Annotated in this window: 18 protein-coding genes; 9 read left to right on the forward strand and 9 right to left on the reverse strand. The window is 63.5% G+C overall.

Annotated elements, in window-relative coordinates:
- Window positions 1–18 precede the first annotated feature (18 nt).
- Window positions 19–1443, reverse strand: a complete 1425-nt coding sequence (locus tag G9U53_RS28675; protein WP_063314760.1) for an ABC transporter substrate-binding protein — start codon at window positions 1441–1443, stop codon at window positions 19–21.
- Between the two features lie 284 nt (window positions 1444–1727).
- Between G9U53_RS28675 and G9U53_RS28680 the strand changes: the two genes are divergently transcribed.
- Genes G9U53_RS28680 through menE form a run of 5 tightly spaced genes read left to right on the forward strand, consistent with a single transcriptional unit; the run spans window position 1728 to window position 5039 of the window.
- Window positions 1728–2927, forward strand: coding sequence for an inorganic phosphate transporter (locus G9U53_RS28680; RefSeq protein WP_007728486.1), 1200 nt, complete (start codon window positions 1728–1730; stop codon window positions 2925–2927).
- Between the two features lie 15 nt (window positions 2928–2942).
- Window positions 2943–3206 carry a hypothetical protein gene (locus G9U53_RS28685; RefSeq protein WP_003942079.1) on the forward strand — a complete coding sequence of 88 codons (264 nt, stop codon included), beginning with the start codon at window positions 2943–2945 and terminating at the stop codon, window positions 3204–3206.
- Window positions 3207–3260: 54 nt separating this feature from the next.
- Window positions 3261–3596: a DUF3349 domain-containing protein gene (locus G9U53_RS28690; protein WP_003941853.1), complete on the forward strand. Its 336-nt coding sequence runs from the start codon at window positions 3261–3263 to the stop codon at window positions 3594–3596.
- Window positions 3597–3600: 4 nt separating this feature from the next.
- Window positions 3601–3903, forward strand: a complete 303-nt coding sequence (locus G9U53_RS28695) for a DUF3349 domain-containing protein (RefSeq protein WP_003941976.1) — start codon at window positions 3601–3603, stop codon at window positions 3901–3903.
- Window positions 3900–5039: an o-succinylbenzoate--CoA ligase gene (gene menE, locus G9U53_RS28700; RefSeq protein ID WP_064688473.1), complete on the forward strand. Its 1140-nt coding sequence runs from the start codon at window positions 3900–3902 to the stop codon at window positions 5037–5039. Before G9U53_RS28695 ends, menE begins: the two co-directional genes overlap by 4 nt.
- Window positions 5040–5093: 54 nt before the next feature.
- On the opposite strand, the gene G9U53_RS28705 is transcribed toward menE, so the two are convergent.
- Window positions 5094–5987, reverse strand: a complete 894-nt coding sequence (locus G9U53_RS28705; RefSeq protein WP_050768582.1) for a type IV toxin-antitoxin system AbiEi family antitoxin domain-containing protein — start codon at window positions 5985–5987, stop codon at window positions 5094–5096.
- Window positions 5988–6141: 154 nt separating this feature from the next.
- Between G9U53_RS28705 and G9U53_RS28710 the strand changes: the two genes are divergently transcribed.
- Window positions 6142–7149, forward strand: a complete 1008-nt coding sequence (locus tag G9U53_RS28710; RefSeq protein WP_003941960.1) for a daunorubicin resistance protein DrrA family ABC transporter ATP-binding protein — start codon at window positions 6142–6144, stop codon at window positions 7147–7149.
- Window positions 7146–7973 (forward strand): ABC transporter permease, encoded by an 828-nt coding sequence (locus G9U53_RS28715; RefSeq protein WP_003941848.1) that lies wholly within the window; start codon window positions 7146–7148, stop codon window positions 7971–7973. Before G9U53_RS28710 ends, G9U53_RS28715 begins: the two co-directional genes overlap by 4 nt.
- A gap of 21 nt (window positions 7974–7994) precedes the next feature.
- Here the strand turns inward: G9U53_RS28715 and G9U53_RS28720 are convergent, their stop codons facing one another.
- A complete protein-coding gene (locus G9U53_RS28720; RefSeq protein ID WP_165639681.1) occupies window positions 7995–11243 on the reverse strand; it encodes a BTAD domain-containing putative transcriptional regulator in 3249 nt (1082 codons plus the stop codon).
- A 49-nt stretch (window positions 11244–11292) separates the two neighbouring features.
- Here G9U53_RS28720 and G9U53_RS28725 point away from each other — a divergent pair, with 49 nt between their 5' ends.
- Entirely contained in the window at window positions 11293–12162 is an 870-nt protein-coding gene (locus tag G9U53_RS28725) for a 1,4-dihydroxy-2-naphthoate polyprenyltransferase (RefSeq protein ID WP_165639682.1), read from the forward strand.
- A 12-nt stretch (window positions 12163–12174) separates the two neighbouring features.
- Here G9U53_RS28725 and G9U53_RS28730 read toward each other — a convergent pair whose 3' ends face one another.
- The 4 genes from G9U53_RS28730 to G9U53_RS28745 are packed head-to-tail and all read right to left on the reverse strand — an operon-like array spanning window position 12175 to window position 14220.
- Window positions 12175–12555, reverse strand: a complete 381-nt coding sequence (locus tag G9U53_RS28730) for a phage holin family protein (protein WP_003941998.1) — start codon at window positions 12553–12555, stop codon at window positions 12175–12177.
- 49 nt (window positions 12556–12604) lie between these two features.
- A complete protein-coding gene (locus G9U53_RS28735) occupies window positions 12605–13171 on the reverse strand; it encodes a Clp protease N-terminal domain-containing protein (protein WP_003941949.1) in 567 nt (188 codons plus the stop codon).
- Window positions 13172–13176: 5 nt separating this feature from the next.
- Window positions 13177–13428, reverse strand: a complete 252-nt coding sequence (locus tag G9U53_RS28740; protein ID WP_003941869.1) for an HTH domain-containing protein — start codon at window positions 13426–13428, stop codon at window positions 13177–13179.
- A gap of 54 nt (window positions 13429–13482) precedes the next feature.
- On the reverse strand, window positions 13483–14220 hold the full coding sequence (locus tag G9U53_RS28745; protein ID WP_054828445.1) for a 1-acyl-sn-glycerol-3-phosphate acyltransferase: 738 nt from the start codon (window positions 14218–14220) through the stop codon (window positions 13483–13485).
- A 122-nt stretch (window positions 14221–14342) separates the two neighbouring features.
- Between G9U53_RS28745 and G9U53_RS28750 the strand changes: the two genes are divergently transcribed.
- Window positions 14343–14966 carry a GNAT family N-acetyltransferase gene (locus G9U53_RS28750; protein ID WP_074447121.1) on the forward strand — a complete coding sequence of 208 codons (624 nt, stop codon included), beginning with the start codon at window positions 14343–14345 and terminating at the stop codon, window positions 14964–14966.
- Here the strand turns inward: G9U53_RS28750 and G9U53_RS28755 are convergent.
- Together G9U53_RS28755 and G9U53_RS28760 are read right to left on the reverse strand one after the other, a co-directional pair.
- On the reverse strand, window positions 14864–15967 hold the full coding sequence (locus G9U53_RS28755; RefSeq protein WP_165639683.1) for a PLP-dependent cysteine synthase family protein: 1104 nt from the start codon (window positions 15965–15967) through the stop codon (window positions 14864–14866). The two genes, G9U53_RS28750 and G9U53_RS28755, sit on opposite strands and share 103 nt — an antisense overlap.
- Complete coding sequence (locus G9U53_RS28760) at window positions 15964–16248, reverse strand: DUF4229 domain-containing protein (protein ID WP_007728513.1); 285 nt, start codon at window positions 16246–16248, stop codon at window positions 15964–15966. The genes G9U53_RS28755 and G9U53_RS28760 overlap by 4 nt, the downstream gene beginning before the upstream one ends.
- Between the last annotated feature and the right edge of the window lie 356 nt (window positions 16249–16604).

Here is a 16604-nt window from a genome sequence, read left to right on the forward strand (position 1 = left end):
CCGCCCGAGTCGGAAGAATCAGGACTGCGGCTTGATGACGTTGGCGTTCTGGTACTTCGTCGACACGCGGTCAGCGCCGAGTTCGGTCCCCCAGGTGCTCTTGTCGGTCGCGACGAGGTACTTGGGGTCACACTTGAATTCGCCCGCGGTGGACGGGAACGCCTGCGCGTAGCTACTGCCCTTCAACGAGGTCATGAGTCCGCAGGTGGCCGGCATGTTCTTGCCGGGATCGGTGACGGCGTGCAATCCGCCGCCGTCCCACTCGTGAATGTTCGAGAGTTCGTTCACCATGCACTGACGCGTCAGATCGCTACCGCACTCGTCCGCGGCGGCCGCCCACAGCAGGAAGGACGACGCCGCCTGCATACCGAGGAGCGCGGTCTTGCCACCCTGCTCGGAGACCAGATCGACGTACTTCTTCACTGCGGGCACCTTGTCCGCGTTCTCGAGCATCTGGAAGGTCATGCCCGCGTTGAGGTTGTCGAGCAGTCCGGTGTCCTTGTTCCAATCGGAGACGGTCGCGCCGTACCAGGTGGCTTCACCGAAGAAGATGGGATCGATCCCGACCTGGTCGAGGGCCTTCACGAAGTTCAGCTCCGACGGGCTCGCCGATCGTGACGTCCAGATCCCCTTCGCGCCGCACTCCTTGTACTTCTCGGCGAACGGCACATAGCTCGATTCCCCCTCGTAGTTGAGTGTGACGCCGCAATCCTTGAGCTTGAAGCCCGCAGCCTCGGCGATCGAGCGAATCTTCGTGGTGGAGCTGATGATCGTGGGCATCGTGCTGTTGACGACGTCGAAGTCGTTCACCAGATCGGGGTGCATCTCGGCCATCTGGAACCACTGCGAACCGTTCGCGTAGTCGACCGGGAACGGGACACCCTGGAATGTCATCGGTCCGTTGGCTGCGTCGGGTGACACGGTGAAGCCTGGCACGGACACCAGGTTGCACGCGACACGCGTCTGCTCGGCGGTCTGATCCATCGCGAAGCCGTAGCCGACCATCATGAACTGGCTCGCGCACGCTTCCTGCATGACCGAGTTGGCCTGCGTCATCGCGGCGTCGTAGTCGGTACCGACAACCTTGCGGCCGTTGATGCCGCCCTGATCGTTGCACCAAGAGATGAGCGCGTTCACCGCATCGCTCATTTCCTTGTTCAGCCCAGGAGACTTCACATAACCGCGGTCGTCACCGAACCCGATCTTGATCTCGGTGTCGCTGACGCCTTGATCGGTTGCGCCGGTGGCGTCGCCTTCACCACAGGGCGAATCGAGGGTGCCGAACTTCGCGTCGGATGTGCTCGACGCAAGGTCTGCGCTGACGCCGGGTCCGCCGACAGCGACGGCGTAGGGATCGTCACCACGATTCGATGCGCAGGCTGACGCCAGAACGGCGGTCGCGGCGAGTGCCACGATCAGCTTCGTGGACTTGTTGGGCTTCACGGTCGGAGCTCTCCTTCTCACTGACAGACACCGAGAAACAGGGGTGAAACCCCTGTTCCGGTGCGCTCGGTGCCCGTAGGTAATCAGCGTTTAAAACGGTCCGAATGTGCCTTCCCGGTGAGTGAGACCAAAAAGTGAGGTCCCACACAGGGTTCCGATTTCGTGGCGCTGAACACATCGCGAACGGCAGCGCCGCAGCCCACGCGCGGGGACGTACTCCGCGGAGCCCCTGTTCGCATCCCGTTCGCTGTACTTTTACGCGTTCGATACGCACAATTCACGTTGTGACCGCAGAGCTCGTAATCCTCCTGGTGGTAGTTGTCACCGCCCTCGCGTTCGATTTCACGAATGGTTTTCACGACACCGGTAACGCAATGGCCACCTCCATCGCGACCGGAGCACTCAAGCCCAAAGTTGCGGTCACACTTTCCGCGATCCTGAACCTGGTCGGTGCGTTCCTGTCCGTCGAGGTCGCTGCGACCGTGGCCAAAGGCGTCGTCAACCTCGGCGCGGTCAGTGGGCAGGATCTGCTGCTGATCGTCTTCGCCGGTCTCGTCGGCGGAATCATCTGGAATCTGGCGACCTGGCTGCTCGGATTGCCGTCGAGCTCCTCACACGCACTGTTCGGCGGATTGATCGGCGCCGCAATCGCCTCCATCGGTATGGGCGGCGTCGAGTGGGGTGGAGTTCTGACCAAGGTCGTCGTCCCCGCGATCCTCGCGCCGGTCGTCGCGGCCCTGGTCGCAGGCGTCGGTACCAAGCTCGTGTACCGAATCACCGCATCCGTCAAGGAAGACGAGCGTGAGCGCGGTTTCCGTTTCGGCCAGATCGGCACCGCCTCATTGATCTCACTTGCGCACGGCACCAATGACGCCCAGAAGACTATGGGCGTCATCTTTTTGGCCCTGGTCGCTCACGGCACCATCACCGCCGAGACCGAGATGCCGTTCTGGGTGAAGTTCACCTGTGCCGTCGCGATCGCTCTCGGCACCTACCTGGGCGGTTGGCGCATCATCCGCACCCTGGGCAAGGGCCTTGTCGAGATCGCAGCGCCGCAGGGTCTGGCAGCCGAAGCGTCGTCCGCAGCCATCATTCTCACGTCGAGCCACCTCGGACTCCCCCTCTCGACCACCCACGTCGCCACCGGATCGATCCTCGGTACCGGCATCGGGCGCAAGGGCGCCGAGGTCCGCTGGGGCGTCGCAGGCCGGATGGCCGCCGCCTGGTTGATCACCTTGCCGTCGGCCGCAGTGGTCGGCGCCATCTGCTGGGCACTCGCGCATCTGATCGGCGGCCTGGCCGGCGTGCTCGTCGTCTTCGCTGCCCTCATCGCGTTCGCGATCTTCATGTACCTGCGTTCGCGTAAGGAACCCGTAGACGCCGCCAACGTGACCGCCGAATGGGACGAGAATCCGGATGCGACGGCTCGCGAGATTCCGACTGCTGATCCCACTCCGTCCACCGAACCCACTCGCAACTCCTGAAAGGGGCGCAAGAGAATGCATCTACTCACCGATACCCTCGATTCGCTCTGGCAGGTAGTGGCAGTCGGACTGCTCTTCGGAGCCGGACTGCCGGCGATCTTCGCCTTCGGCCTCAAGTCGCTGAGTCTGCCGAACGCCGACGGCACCGAAGGACCGTCCACCCTGGGTAAAATGGGTGCGTACCTCTGTTTTGCGGTCGTGCTCGTCACGATCTTCGCCGGAATACTGTTGTTGATGAAGAACTTCTTGGCCAGCACGTTCGGAATCCACGTCTTCTGAGTGGTCGTCGCGGCACACCACTGAAACCACCGAAACGAAAATGAGGCCGAGGATTTGAGCAAGTATTCATTGCGCAGCGTGCTCGACTGGCTGCGTGCCGGGTATCCCGAGGGCATCCCGGACAAGGATCATTTTGCGCTGCTCGCCGTTCTCCGTCGTCGTCTGACCGACGAGGAGATCGAGCAGGTCGTTTCGATGTCCATCGAGTCGGCACACGAAGTGCCGGACCGCCACGTCGACTACGACACCATCCGCGCCATCATCGAGGGAATCCTCAACGAGGAGCCGTCCGAGGACGACGTCGATCGTGTCACCGAAAGGCTGCGCGCAGGTGGGTGGCCGGTCATCGAAGACGTGGACACCGACAACGAAGTTCGAGACGTGAGCTGACGTCATGGCCCTTCCGCCCTTCCTCACGTCGATAGTCGGCTGGTTGCGGGCCGGCTATCCCAATGGCGTCCCCGAGCAGGACTACATCCCACTTTTCGCGCTCCTCACTCGCAGACTCTCCGAAACCGAGGTCGACGCCGTCGCCGACGCGTTGATCGAGGACGGCGATCTGCCCATCGAGAAGACCGACATCCAGGTCCTCATCACGAAGATCACCAACGAGATGCCACTCGAAACCGACGTCGACCGAGTACGAAGCCATCTGGCTGCCGGTGGTTGGCCGCTGGCCGGGCCGGACGTCCGGTGAACGTTCTTCGCACACTGGCCGTTCCACAGGGTGAGGCGGTCTTCGAGGTACTGCCTGCCATCGCGCAGATCCTGGACGGCGTGCACGACGCCGTGCTTCCCGTCCCGGCGGCCGACGCACGCGAGACGGCCCGACTGAGCGACGCTCTGCACCCCGATCAGCCAATCGACGACGGCATCTCGCTGGTGGTCGCCACGTCGGGGACCACCGGAACCCCGAAGGGCGCGATGCTCGCCGCGAGCGCACTGCGAGCCAGCGGCGACGCGACCAATGAACGCCTCGGCGGCACCGGATCCTGGTTGCTGGTTCTCCCCCCGCACCACATCGCCGGGATGCAAGTTCTGTTGCGCAGTGTCCTCGCCGGAACACAACCGGTGATCGTCGACGTCAGTGCGGGTTTCGACCCTGCCGCATTGCCGGGCGCTGTCGCCGCGATGAGCGGACCGCGCCGCTACACCTCGTTGGTGCCGACGCAGTTGGTCAAGGCACTCGGTGATCGCGCCGCGGTCGAGGCTCTGGCTTCGCTCGACGCGGTTCTGCTCGGCGGCGCTGCTACTCCCGCACCGGTACTCGCGCAGGCCACCGAAGCGGGCATCACCGTCGTCCGCACCTACGGGATGAGCGAAACGTCCGGCGGTTGCGTCTACGACGGAATCCCGTTGTCCGGAGCACAGATTCGTATCGACGACGGGCGAGTACTGCTGGGCGGTCCGATGCTCGCGTCCGGGTACCGCGGGCTTCCCGACCACCCTGCCTTCGCCGAACCCGGATGGTTCCGGACCGACGACGCCGGATCAGTGGTCGACGGGGTCCTTCGCATCAGCGGCCGGTTGGACGAGGCAATCTCCACCGGCGGGCTGACCGTCGTACCGCAGGTGGTCGAGGCCGCGCTGGCCGATCACCCCGCCGTTCGCGAGTGCGCGGTGATCGGCATCGAGGACCCGCGGCTGGGGCAGCGGGTGGTGGCCGTCGTCGTACCCGAGGGCGAAGCTCCGACGCTCGACGAACTACGCGCACATGCTCAGCGGACACTCGACGTCACCGCAGCGCCGCGGGAACTCTTCGTCCTGGACGCGCTCCCCCTGCGCGGACCGGGCAAGCTCGACCGCGCCGCCCTGGTGGCTCGGTTCAGCTAGCAGCCGCAGCCCGATTGTTCAGCCGCAGGCCTGATCAGCGCCGCGGCTGCACAATCAGCGCGCGGCTCCGCGGAGGCAAGCCCGCTCGAACCTTTCGCGGACACGTTCGAAGTCGCGAAGATCCGCCCATACCCACCGGAACACCTCGAACCCCGCGTCCCGGATCGCGTCCTCCCGCAGTTTCTCGCGCTCTACCGCCCTCCCTGGATTGTCGCCGCGATACTTGACCATCCCGTCGAACTCGCCCACCACACCGTGCTCTTTCCAGAAGAAATCGACTCTCCCGATGAACCGGCCACCGTGACGGATCTCGTGCTGCAGGGTCGGCATCGGCCAACCGTCGTCGCGCATGCGTACCCGGCTGATGGACTCTCCCGGACTCTCGGCACCTGGTTCGATGAACGTCGCCGCCACTCGAGCGCGACTCATTCCCAGCCGTCCGCGCGCATGATCGAGCGAAGCGTCGACGTTCTCACGCCTCATCCCACGTCGCAGGGCGCAATCACCGATCACCACGGCGGTCTCGAACGGCGTCGTCCGTGCGAGGTCGACGAACGTTCGCGCAAGCGACGTGGTTGCGACGCCGTCGATCAGCACGACCTCCTCGGCCGGGACCACTGCCGGATGAAGATGCAAGGTTTGACTCTTCCGCCCACCCGAGCACCGGTTACGCGTCATGTGCACGGTGTCCAATCGCAATCCGCCGCAATCCAATCCGTGCATGACCGCTGCCGAAGCGTGGCTCACGATTGCGCCTGGTCCACAGCTTTCGGTGGCTACCATGACAGCGCAGCGGTGGCGTGCTCTCGCATCGAGTTCGCGGAAGTGATCGGCGCGCATGTAGATCCCCGCTGCGATTCGGTGCAGCTCGCCGCGCCTGACCGCTCGCTGCAACTGCGCGTCGCTGGTGCCGTCCCGGTGAGCCTGTGCCCGCGTAAGAATCTCCATGCAGCGAGCGTGATGCCGCCGCGCCCGCACACCGACAAGCAAGATCCGTCTGGGGATTGTTTGCCGGTTGTGGAGCACCGACCTCGCGCACTGTGCAAGTAACCGCAAGTTCCACGCAAGGTCCATGCAAGATCGGTCTGCCAAGCTTCATCCCATGAACCACACAGCTTCGCCTCTTGCCATCGAGGCCGACGGACTCGTCAAGAAGTTCGGCGAGCACCGCGCGGTCGACGGCGTCAGCCTCACCGTCCCCACCGGCTCGGTGTTCGGCGTCCTCGGGCCGAACGGCGCCGGCAAGACCACCACCGTCCGCATGCTCGCCACTCTCCTTCGCCCCGACGGCGGTGAGGCGCGCATCTTCGGCCACGACGTCAGCCGTGAACCCACCGCGGTCCGATCCCTGATCGGCGTCACCGGTCAGTACGCCTCCGTCGACGAGGATCTGACGGCGACCGAGAACCTCGTGATCTTCTCGCGGTTGCTCGGCCTGAGCCGCCGCGATGCGCGCACCAAGTCCCTGGAACTCCTCGAGGAGTTCGATCTGGTCGAGGCCGCGACCAAACCGCTGAAGAACTTCTCCGGCGGCATGCGTCGACGCCTGGATCTGGCGGCAAGCCTGATCGCGCGCCCGCCGCTGCTGTTTCTCGACGAGCCCACCACCGGCCTCGATCCGCGCACCCGCGCCCAGATGTGGGTGACCATCCGGCGACTCGTCGCCGAGGGTTCGACGGTGTTGCTCACCACGCAGTACCTCGACGAAGCCGATCAACTGGCCGATCGCATCGCGGTGATCGACCGCGGCCGCGTGATCGCCAACGGCACCGCCGACGAACTCAAGGCTTCGGTCGGGATCTCCTCGCTCCAACTCAAGCTGGTCGATCGTGATCGCACCGAGGAGGCTCGCTCGCTCATCGCCGCTGCGCTGAGCGTCGAGGTGGGTGTCACTCCCGAGGTCGGGCGGATCACCGCACCACTGAGCGACCCGTCGATCACGGCGGACCTGTTGATCCGTCTGCGTGAGCAAGGTATCGCCGTCGACGAGATCAACGTACAGAAACCCAGCCTGGACGAAGTGTTCCTGACCATCACCGGGCACCAGCCCGAAGACGGTGGACGCAACGACGCCCAGTCCGACAACGACTCCGATCGGAGCGTCGCATGACAACCACCCTCACCAAACCCCGGTCGCCGATAGCCCAGCCGGATGCCGCACCCCGCCGCATCAGCCTGCAGCAGAGCTTCGCGAACACGTTCACGATGGCGTACCGCGGAATTCTCAAGATCAAGCACAACCCCGAGCAACTGTTCGACGTCGTCATCCAGCCGATCATCTTCACGTTGATGTTCACTTACATCTTCGGCGGCGCGATCGCCGGTGACGTGACGGCATATCTGCCGACGATCATCCCCGGCATCCTCGTCCAGACCGTCATCACCGGTTCCATCGTCACGGGCACGCAGCTTCGTGAGGACATGGACAAGGGCGTGTTCGACCGCTTCAAGTCCCTTCCCATCGCTCGTATCGCCCCGCTGTCCGGTGCATTGCTCGCCGACGTCGTGCGCTACGGCATCGCCACGACCATCACGTTCATCGTCGGTTTCGCGATGGGTTACCGCCCCGCAGGCGGCGTGGTCGGCATTCTGTCTGCCGCGATCCTGGTCATGGTGTGCGCCTTCTCCATCAGCTGGATCTTCGCTCTCATGGGCGTGCTGATGAACAAAGCGTCCACGGTGCAGGGTGTTTCGATGCTCGTGCTGTTCCCGCTGACGTTCCTGTCGAATGCGTTCGTCGATCCTGCCACCATGCCGAGTTGGCTTCAGAAGTTCGTGAACGTCAATCCGGTCTCACACCTGGTGACCGCGGTTCGCGAGCTGGCCAACGACGGCCACTTCGGTATCCACGTCGTGTGGTCGCTGGTGGGCGCCGCGGTGATCGTTGCCGTCATGGCACCTTTGACCGTGCGGATGTACATGCGCAAGACATAAGTCCCGCACCATCGTCCAGACCTAGTCCAGCACCGGTCCGCGAAGCGCAGCCAACACTGCTTCGCGGACCGCTCTGCGTGAGTAACCCGATACCTTCTCGGTTTCCACAGACCACCTGTCGGCTCCGACCAGACCAACCGCGAAGTCGGAGAGGCGCGCGTGATGGAGCGAGACGAAGTCTTGTCTCCCCGGCATTTTCAACGACAAAGCCATCAGTTCGACTCCGCGTTCGATGTTGCCCGTGACAAGATCGAACGACCCGATCGCCGACGCCAACGAACCCGCGAGCGGCAGGTCCGCGTAACCGTTGGGATCGAGCTTGAGAGCACTCGACTCCTTCATCTGCAGAACGCGGCCCGCCACCAGTTCGTGCCGGCCGTGAACTGCGTGAGCGCACACAGCCGCGGCACCGAGCAGAACGACGAAGGGATCACCGAAGATGTTCTCGATCGCAGAACCCAACAGCTCCAGCGCTTCTCGATACCGAGCCAAGCCCTCGTCGATACGGCCGTCCGCGAGATCCGCCTCGGCGATACTCGCTGTGAGCGCCGCGCGCCGTTGATCGGTTTCGATGGCCCCGGTCCCACCCGAATGCGCCAATGCCGGACGTGCACGATCGAGAAGCACCCGACCACCAGCGGTGTCACCGGCCGCGATCATTGCTCCGGCTTGAAAGCAGATGAGCTGCATCGCCTCGTCACGCGCACCGAGGCGTTCCATCGACGCCGCCGCGATCGCGTAGAACTCGATGGCCTCGCCATAGCGGGCGGATTGGCTGTGAACCGACCCGACATGTTGGGCCGCCATCGCCAGACCCCACTCGTCACCGATGCTGGTGGCGTAGTCGAACAGAGTCTCCCCGTCCAGCAACGCACCGCGCAGATCTCCGATGTTCTCCCGCATGTTCGAACGCGCGGACAGCGCCGCCATTCGGGTCTCGGGATCGGAACTGCGAACGCCTTCGGCCACCAACCGCGCAAGTTTGTGGTTGGCGATCCCACTCGTGGTCAGCTTGATCAGAAATGCGAACAACGGACCGAGATCATCGCGCTCACGCAACAGCTTTCGAAGTCGGATCCGCGCACGGGCATGGTTTCGATCGGCCTCTCCGAAGAAGAGATGCATCGCCACCAGGATGAACGTAGCGCCCACCAGTTCTGCATTCACGTCGCGCAGATCGTTGTCCGCGGTCGCCCCGACGATCTTCGACGCCCAGTTCGAGATTTCCGAGTTCGATCCTCGTACGGCCCACAGAATCGCAAGGACGGGGAAGACGTTGGCTACGGTCACCGCGTCGCCGCGTTCCACGGCCCAGCGCAGTACAGCCAGAAGGTTGTCGTGCTCGGCGTCGAGGTCGGCAATCAGACGGAGCTGATCCGTCCGTGCACGCACGACGGCATCCTCGGCGATCGCAATGGCCCAGTCGTCGAGGCGCCGAATCACTTCCGGCCCCTCCCCGGACGCGGCGAGTTGCTCCTCGCCGTATTCACGGACAGTCTCGAGCATGTAGTACCGAAGATCTCCCTGCCCGTCGCTGACGGAAAGAAGTGACTGATTCACCAGCGCTTCGACGGCACTTGCCACATCGGTCAACTCGCCCCACCCGGCAACGGCCTGCGCCGACGAAAGGGTGAAGCCGGCCGGGAATCGGCACAATCGACGCAACGCAATCTGATCCCCGCTGCCCAACAGATTCCAGCTCCAGTCGATCACCGCGTGCAGGGTACGATGCCGATCCGGAGATGTCGGATCATCGGAGCGCAACAACGCGAACCTGTCTCGCAGTCTCGAACCGATTTCGTCGACGCTCATGGTGCGGACCCGAGCGGCAGCGAGCTCGATCGCCAACGGGAGTCCGTCGAGCGTCGTACACAGCTTGACTACCGCGTCGACGTCCAGATGAACGGAGGGCCGCACCGCACGGGCTCTCGCCGAGAAGAGTTCGACTGCCGAGCCGGTTCCGTCTTCGATCGCCAACGGCGGCAACGGGTACACCGCCTCGGCACTGATCATGAGCGGAGAACGACTGGTGGTCAGAACCGTCAGCTGACGACCGGCCGCGATCATCTCGGCCACGATCTCCGAACACGCGCCGATCACGTGCTCACAATTGTCGAGGATGAGCAACATCGGACCGGCGGACAGCGCCTCTTTGAGTCGCTCTCTCGCCGAATGCGTTCGGCCGACGGTCAATTTGCCTGGCGCCAGATCGGATTCGCTGATTCCGAGGGTGCCTCCGATGGCCGCGATGACATCTTCGCTGCTGCGCAACGACGCCAACTCCACGAGGACCACCGAGACGCCCGGCTGGTTCACGGATCCGCGCAGGCCCAATTCGTGTGCGAGACGGGTCTTTCCGGCGCCACCAGGTCCGAGAATGGTGACGACGCGCGAGCGGGCGAGCAAGGATTCGATCTGGTCGATGTCGTTGTCGCGACCGAGCAAGGTGTTGGGGGCAGCGCGCAGACCGATCGCACGGGCGGCCCGCGGTGTAGCCGCAGGTGCCCCGAGAAGTTCCGCGTTGAGAGTCACCAGTGCGGGTGACGGATCAGCGCCCAGGCGATTGGCGAGGTGGTTGCGGAACTCCGCGAACACTTCGAGTGCCTCGTTGACTCGGCCTGCTCCGGCGAGCGCACGCATCAACGCCTCGGCCGCTGTGTCGTCGAATGGGCTCGCCAGATGGCGTCCGCGCACCAGGGGAATGGCTGCCGCGTACTCCCCCAATGTGAGCAACGCGTCGATCTGCGCCGTCTCCAGTTCGTCGTACACCCGGCCTGCGTCGAGCGCCAGACGATCTGCAACGTCGCCGACGACGTCACTCCCGGGGGTACCGCGCCACAGGCGCAATGACGCGGTCGTGACGGCGAGCGCTTCGGACGCGTCGGCGCCGACGGTGCGCAGACCACGGGCGGCGTCCGCTGCCCTGGCCAGGTCGACACGCTCCCGAGCGAGAGTGAGCCGGTATCCGGCCGCCGTGACTTCGAGGGCCCCGTCCGGGAGTGCAGATCGCAGGCGCGAGACCTGAGTGTGGAGGGCGTTCATCGGTGAGCGCGGCGGCTCCAGCCCCCAGACGTCGTCGATCAGGCTCTGCGCGGTACGTGGCTCACCCGGATTGCGAGCCAGCGCAACCAGCAGAGTTCGAGCTCGCGGACCCGGCAACGGAACCAGACGACCGCCCACTTTGGTCGAAACGGGTCCGAGCAAGGCAATGTCTGCCAGGTCTTCGCCCGACTGCGCGTACCTGGCGCGCTCACTCACGTCTCGAGTCATGTGCTGATCCACCGCGTTCGATCGTATTGCACAGTGCAAAGATCGTTGTATGGCAACAGCTGCTCAATGGATCGAAGGCGCGAGGCCGCGCACACTCCCGAACGCGATTGCGCCCGTGCTGGTCGGCACCGGAGCCGCGGCGTCCCTGGACCTCGCAGTGTGGTGGAAGGCGCTCCTGGCACTGATCGTCTCCTTGTCCTTGATCGTCGGGGTGAATTTCGCGAACGACTACTCCGACGGAATCCGCGGAACGGACGACGACCGCGTCGGGCCACTGCGCTTGGTCGGATCGAAGTTGGTCAGTCCCGGAGCCGTGAAGGCCGCGGCGATCAGCTGCTTCACCGTTGCCGCGGTAGCCGGGTTCGTTCTGGCAGCGACCACAGCCTGGTGGCTGGTTGCGGTCGGCGTGTTCTGCATCATCGGTGCCTGGTTCTACACCGGCGGCAAGAAGCCGTACGGATACAGCGGGTTCGGCGAGATCGCCGTGTTCATCTTCTTCGGACTGATTGCAGTGCTGGGAACTCAGTTCGTACAGGCCGAACGGGTGGATCTGGCCGGGCTGGCCGGCGCGATTGCCATCGGTTCGTTCTCGAGTGCGGTGCTCGTTGCCAACAATCTTCGAGACATCCCGACCGACACCGAGTCCGGAAAGATCACTCTCGCAGTCCGGCTCGGCGACGCCAGGACACGCACACTGCACGTGATCCTGCTGGCCGTCCCGTTCGTCGCGACCCTGCTGCTGATCCTGCGCACTCCGTGGGCATTGCTCGGATTGCTGGCGTTGCCACTGGCAATCCGAGCCAACGCCCCACTGCGTTCGGGCGGGCAGGGTATGGCCCTGATCCCCGCGTTGCGCGACACCGGACTCGCCATGCTCGTCTGGGGTGCCGCGACCGCAGTTGCGCTCAGTCTCGCCTGAAAGTCGACGGACTCAACGGTTGTCCGGGACGAACGCGCTGAGCAGAAAGTTCACGATCGAGATGATCAGCGCGCCCCAGACTGCCGTCCAGAAGCCGTCGACCGTCAAGCCGTAGGACGTTCCGGACGAGATCCACGCCGTCAGCATCAGCATGAGGGCGTTGATCACGAGCGTGAACAATCCGAGAGTCAGGATGAGCAGCGGTAGCGAGAGAAGCTGCACTACCGGCTTGATGAACGCGTTGACCACCGTGAAGATCAAAGCGATCACCGCGATCACGAGAACCGTGCCCCAGGTGCCGTTGTCGTGGTTGGCGATCGTGATGCCGGTGACCCACGCCGACGCCAGCCAGATGGCTATGCCGTTGATGATGAGACGTGCCAGAAATGTCATGTCTGAATGCTGGCACATCCCGCCCCGTGCATGCGGAGCCGTGCCGAATCTAGGCGGCGCGATTCATCTTCGCTTCCAAGCGCTCACGGATCACCGACATCGTGACCTGCGTTTCGAGGGCCTGACGGGTAGGCCCGTCGGCGACACGCAGGATGCCGAGCAGGATGTGTTCGGCACCGATGCGATTGTCCTTGTGCGCGAGCGCTTCACGGAGCGAGAGTTCCAACACCTTCTTGGAGTCCTTCTCGAATCGTGAACGAGGGAACCCGAATCGGCTCTTGCGAGAAGTGTCGACGCCGTCCGGCACAGGAGTCTCGTCCAGCACACCTTCGCCGAAGGACTGCTCGAGACTCTCCCGAACCGCATCGAGATCGATGCCGATCGACTTGAGTATCTCGGCGTCGTCGTCGAAATTGTTGGAGCTACCTTCGTTCGATCCGGCGCCGGCGTGGCGGATCACGTCGAGCGTGACACCAGACTCGGTGAGCACCTCGGTGGCGATGCCCCGATCAGAGGTGAGCAGCGCGGTCAGAAGTTCCATCGGCGTGACAGGACCGGAGCCGGCGACAGCATCGACAACGACGCCTCGAGCCTGTGCGGAGAACCTTTCGAACATGGCAATTACCTGCCCTTCTCGCGCAGTGAACGCAGCATCGATTCCGACTGCGCGGACGCGTATTTCTTGTGGACGGCTTGACGGCTGACCTCGAGAGCTTCCGCGATCGCCTGCCAGGACCATCCGTGACGGCGCGCATTGGCGACCTGAATGGCCTCGAGTTTTTCGAGAAGACGACGCAGCGCTCGAACAGCACGCAATCCCTCGGTGGGATCCGGGCTACCGGCGGCAGCAGCGAGAGAGGTTGCTTCGGTCATGATGTCAATTTAGGTTGACAACCGGAATCTGTCAACCAAAATTGACAGGCGCGCCTAGTATCCGGCGACGGCCCCGTTCACTGCCACCTGCAAATCCGCCTGCACAGTTCGGGCGATATCCATCGGCTTGTCCGGAAGTTCGGTCACCGGCATTCCGACAAAGACACTCGCAGCCTTGACGTCGCCAGCCACCGGACCGTAGTTGATGCCGATCGACACCAGAGCCGGTGAGCATCCCAATTTCTCGGCGCGCGCGATGATGTGGCCGATTCCACTGTTGACGTGCTGCAACCGCGTCGGATCTTCGGTGTTGCACGTCCCTTCCGGGAAAATCGCCAGACAATCCCCGTTGCCCAGACGCTCGGCCGCGACGTCCATCATCACTCGGCCGGCATCCGAAACAGCCCGGAGGCCGTAGTTCTTGCTGCGAAAAACCGGGATGCTGCCCATCATGTCGACCTTCTTGCGCTGTGAAGGATCAACGAAGAGTTCGTCTTTGGCGAGGACCCGGGTCCGTCCGATCACTCGACGCAACGGAGTACGCCACGCGGTCGCGGCGAGCGTGAACTGGTCGCTCTCGGTCAGATGATTGACCGCCACGACCAACTGCGTCTTACGTTCCAGCAGAGTCTTCAGCGCAGCTTCCGCACCCGGCGCGTACCTCACTCGCGGGCGGTACTTCAGCGCCAATGCGGCATAAGCGAGCTTCGCCACGAATCGGTTCTGCTGATGACTGCGGTAGTACTCGTACACAGCCTCGTAATTGTCGAGTGAAACTTCAGGATTGCCCATGGTCCGCCCTCGCTGGAGAAGTGCCCCTTGACCAAACGATACACAACCTACGGTTGCGTAGGTTTGCGTTACAGAAGGCGTAGCGCTGGGAGAAACTCCACTCTCGAGGTAAAACGGTTTCTGTGATCCGCTCGGCCATATCCACCGACCTACCCGCACTGCAACAGATCGAGATCGCCGCGGGCGAACCGTTCCGAGACATCGGGATGGACGCCATCGCAGACGATCCACCGCCGACGCTCGACGAGTTGAACGATTTTCTCGCAGCCGAGCACATCTGGGTTCAGACCGACGCAAACGACGTACCCGTTGCGTACGCGCTCGTCGAGATCGTGGACGGCGGTGCGCATATCGAACAGGTCTCCGTTCACCCCGATCATGCCCGCAAAGGCCTCGGAGCTCAGCTGATCGACGCCGTCACCGAATGGGCGGCGGACCATCACCACGATCTCGTGACTCTGACGACGTTCGTCGACGTTCCGTGGAACGCGCCGTACTACGAGCGCCTCGGGTTCGTGCGCCTGGCCGAGAACACGCTCTCCCCCGGCCTGATACGCATCAGAACGGACGAGCAGTCGTCCGGGCTGGACGCCTGGCCGCGCGTGACGATGAGCCGCCCGTCACACGGTCCAGCGCCGGCGATTCAGGAACTGGCCGTCCACGCACCCGAACGGACGAACTCGTCCAGCACTGTCGTCGGGCCGAGCAGGTCGACCCCTTCCGAAGCCACCCATTCGTCGTTGTAATACGTGCCTGAGTAACGCTCTCCGCCGTCGCACAGGAGGGTGACGACGCTGCCGCTGCGCCCGGCCGCCATCATTTCGGCAATCAACGCAAAAGCTCCCCACAGGTTCGTCCCCGTCGAGCCGCCCACTTTGCGCCCCAGGGCTGCGCTGGCGTGCCGGGCGGCCGCGATCGAGCCTGCGTCCGGCACCTTGATCATTCGGTCGACCACCTGACCGACAAACGACGGTTCGACGCGCGGACGGCCGATGCCCTCGATCCGGGAACCTCGAGTACCGACGATCGACGGATCGCTCGCTCGCCACGCGTCGAAAAACACGGAGTGCTCCGGGTCCACCACGCACAGCCCCGTGTCGAATTTCCGGTAACGAAGAAAGCGGCCGATCGTGGCACCGGTTCCGCCCGTCCCGGCTCCGACGACCACCCAGTCGGGAATCGGATGTTCCTCGTGTTCGAGCTGAGTGAAGATCGATTCGGCGATGTTGTTGTTTCCGCGCCAATCCGTCGCGCGCTCGGCGTGGGTGAACTGGTCCATGTAGTGACCGTTCAACTCACTCGCGAGCCGATGCGATTCCGAGTAGATCGACGACGGATCGCTCACGAAATGACAACGTCCCCCCTGCGCCTCGATCAACGCGATCTTGGCGGGACTCGTGCTCGCGGGCATCACCGCGACAAAATCCAGGCCCAGCAACTTCGCGAAATACGCCTCGCTGACAGCCGTCGATCCGGACGACGCTTCGATGACAGTGGTCTCTTCGGTAACCCAGCCGTTGCAGATCGCGTAGAGGAAAAGCGACCGTGCGAGTCGATGCTTGAGACTCCCCGTGATGTGGGTCGACTCGTCCTTCAGATAAAGCTGGACGGTCCAGTTACTCGGCAGCGGATAGCGCAGCAGGTGAGTGTCCGCGCTGCGTTGCGCGTCGGCTTCGATCAACCGCACCGCGTTGTCGACCCACTGGCGTGAGGTCCGACGGTCGACGTCGAGCGACCCCGTGGTCACCGCCCGTCTCCGCGCAGCTTGGAGCGAAGATCGTCACGATCGGACCGACGCTGGGCGTCGACCGCCGCAATGCCCGCATTGACACGCTTGCGCAGTTTCGCGAAGAGCAGCAACGACAGCGGCAGCGCGATCAGAACTGCGAACAGCGCCGCGACGATCAAGGGAACGTCCGTGCCGGCGAGCTTTCCGCCACCGATGATGACGGCACCGATCACGACGACAAGCAGCAGCCGAGCGACCGAGTACAGCACCACGTCGCGGGCCAGTTGACCCTTGGTCACCGGCCCGGAAGCCGACTTTGCTTGCGCAGAGTTTGCGGAAGGTTTACTGGCCCTGACCGGCTCAGAAGGAACATTTTCGGGGTTTTCAGACAACTGACTCACCCTCTCAGGTTACCCATTCCGAATACGGGTGGGACCGAGCCCGCTATATCCATTTTGTCCTTTACTTAAACATTACTTTTTCTTGAAAGATCGACTACCCGGCTATATCTGTGCAAACATTGCGCTACCACTCAGAAAACGGTCGAATGTGAGCGAAGGACTTCGAAACAAACTCGACGCAGGTTTTTGGCAACTGGTCGACACACCGGTTCGGAACCAAAGTTCGGAATCACTGCTCGGTTCGGAATCACTGT

Source organism: Rhodococcus sp. D-46 (assembly GCF_011290655.1).
Taxonomy (GTDB): domain Bacteria; phylum Actinomycetota; class Actinomycetes; order Mycobacteriales; family Mycobacteriaceae; genus Rhodococcus_F; species Rhodococcus_F qingshengii.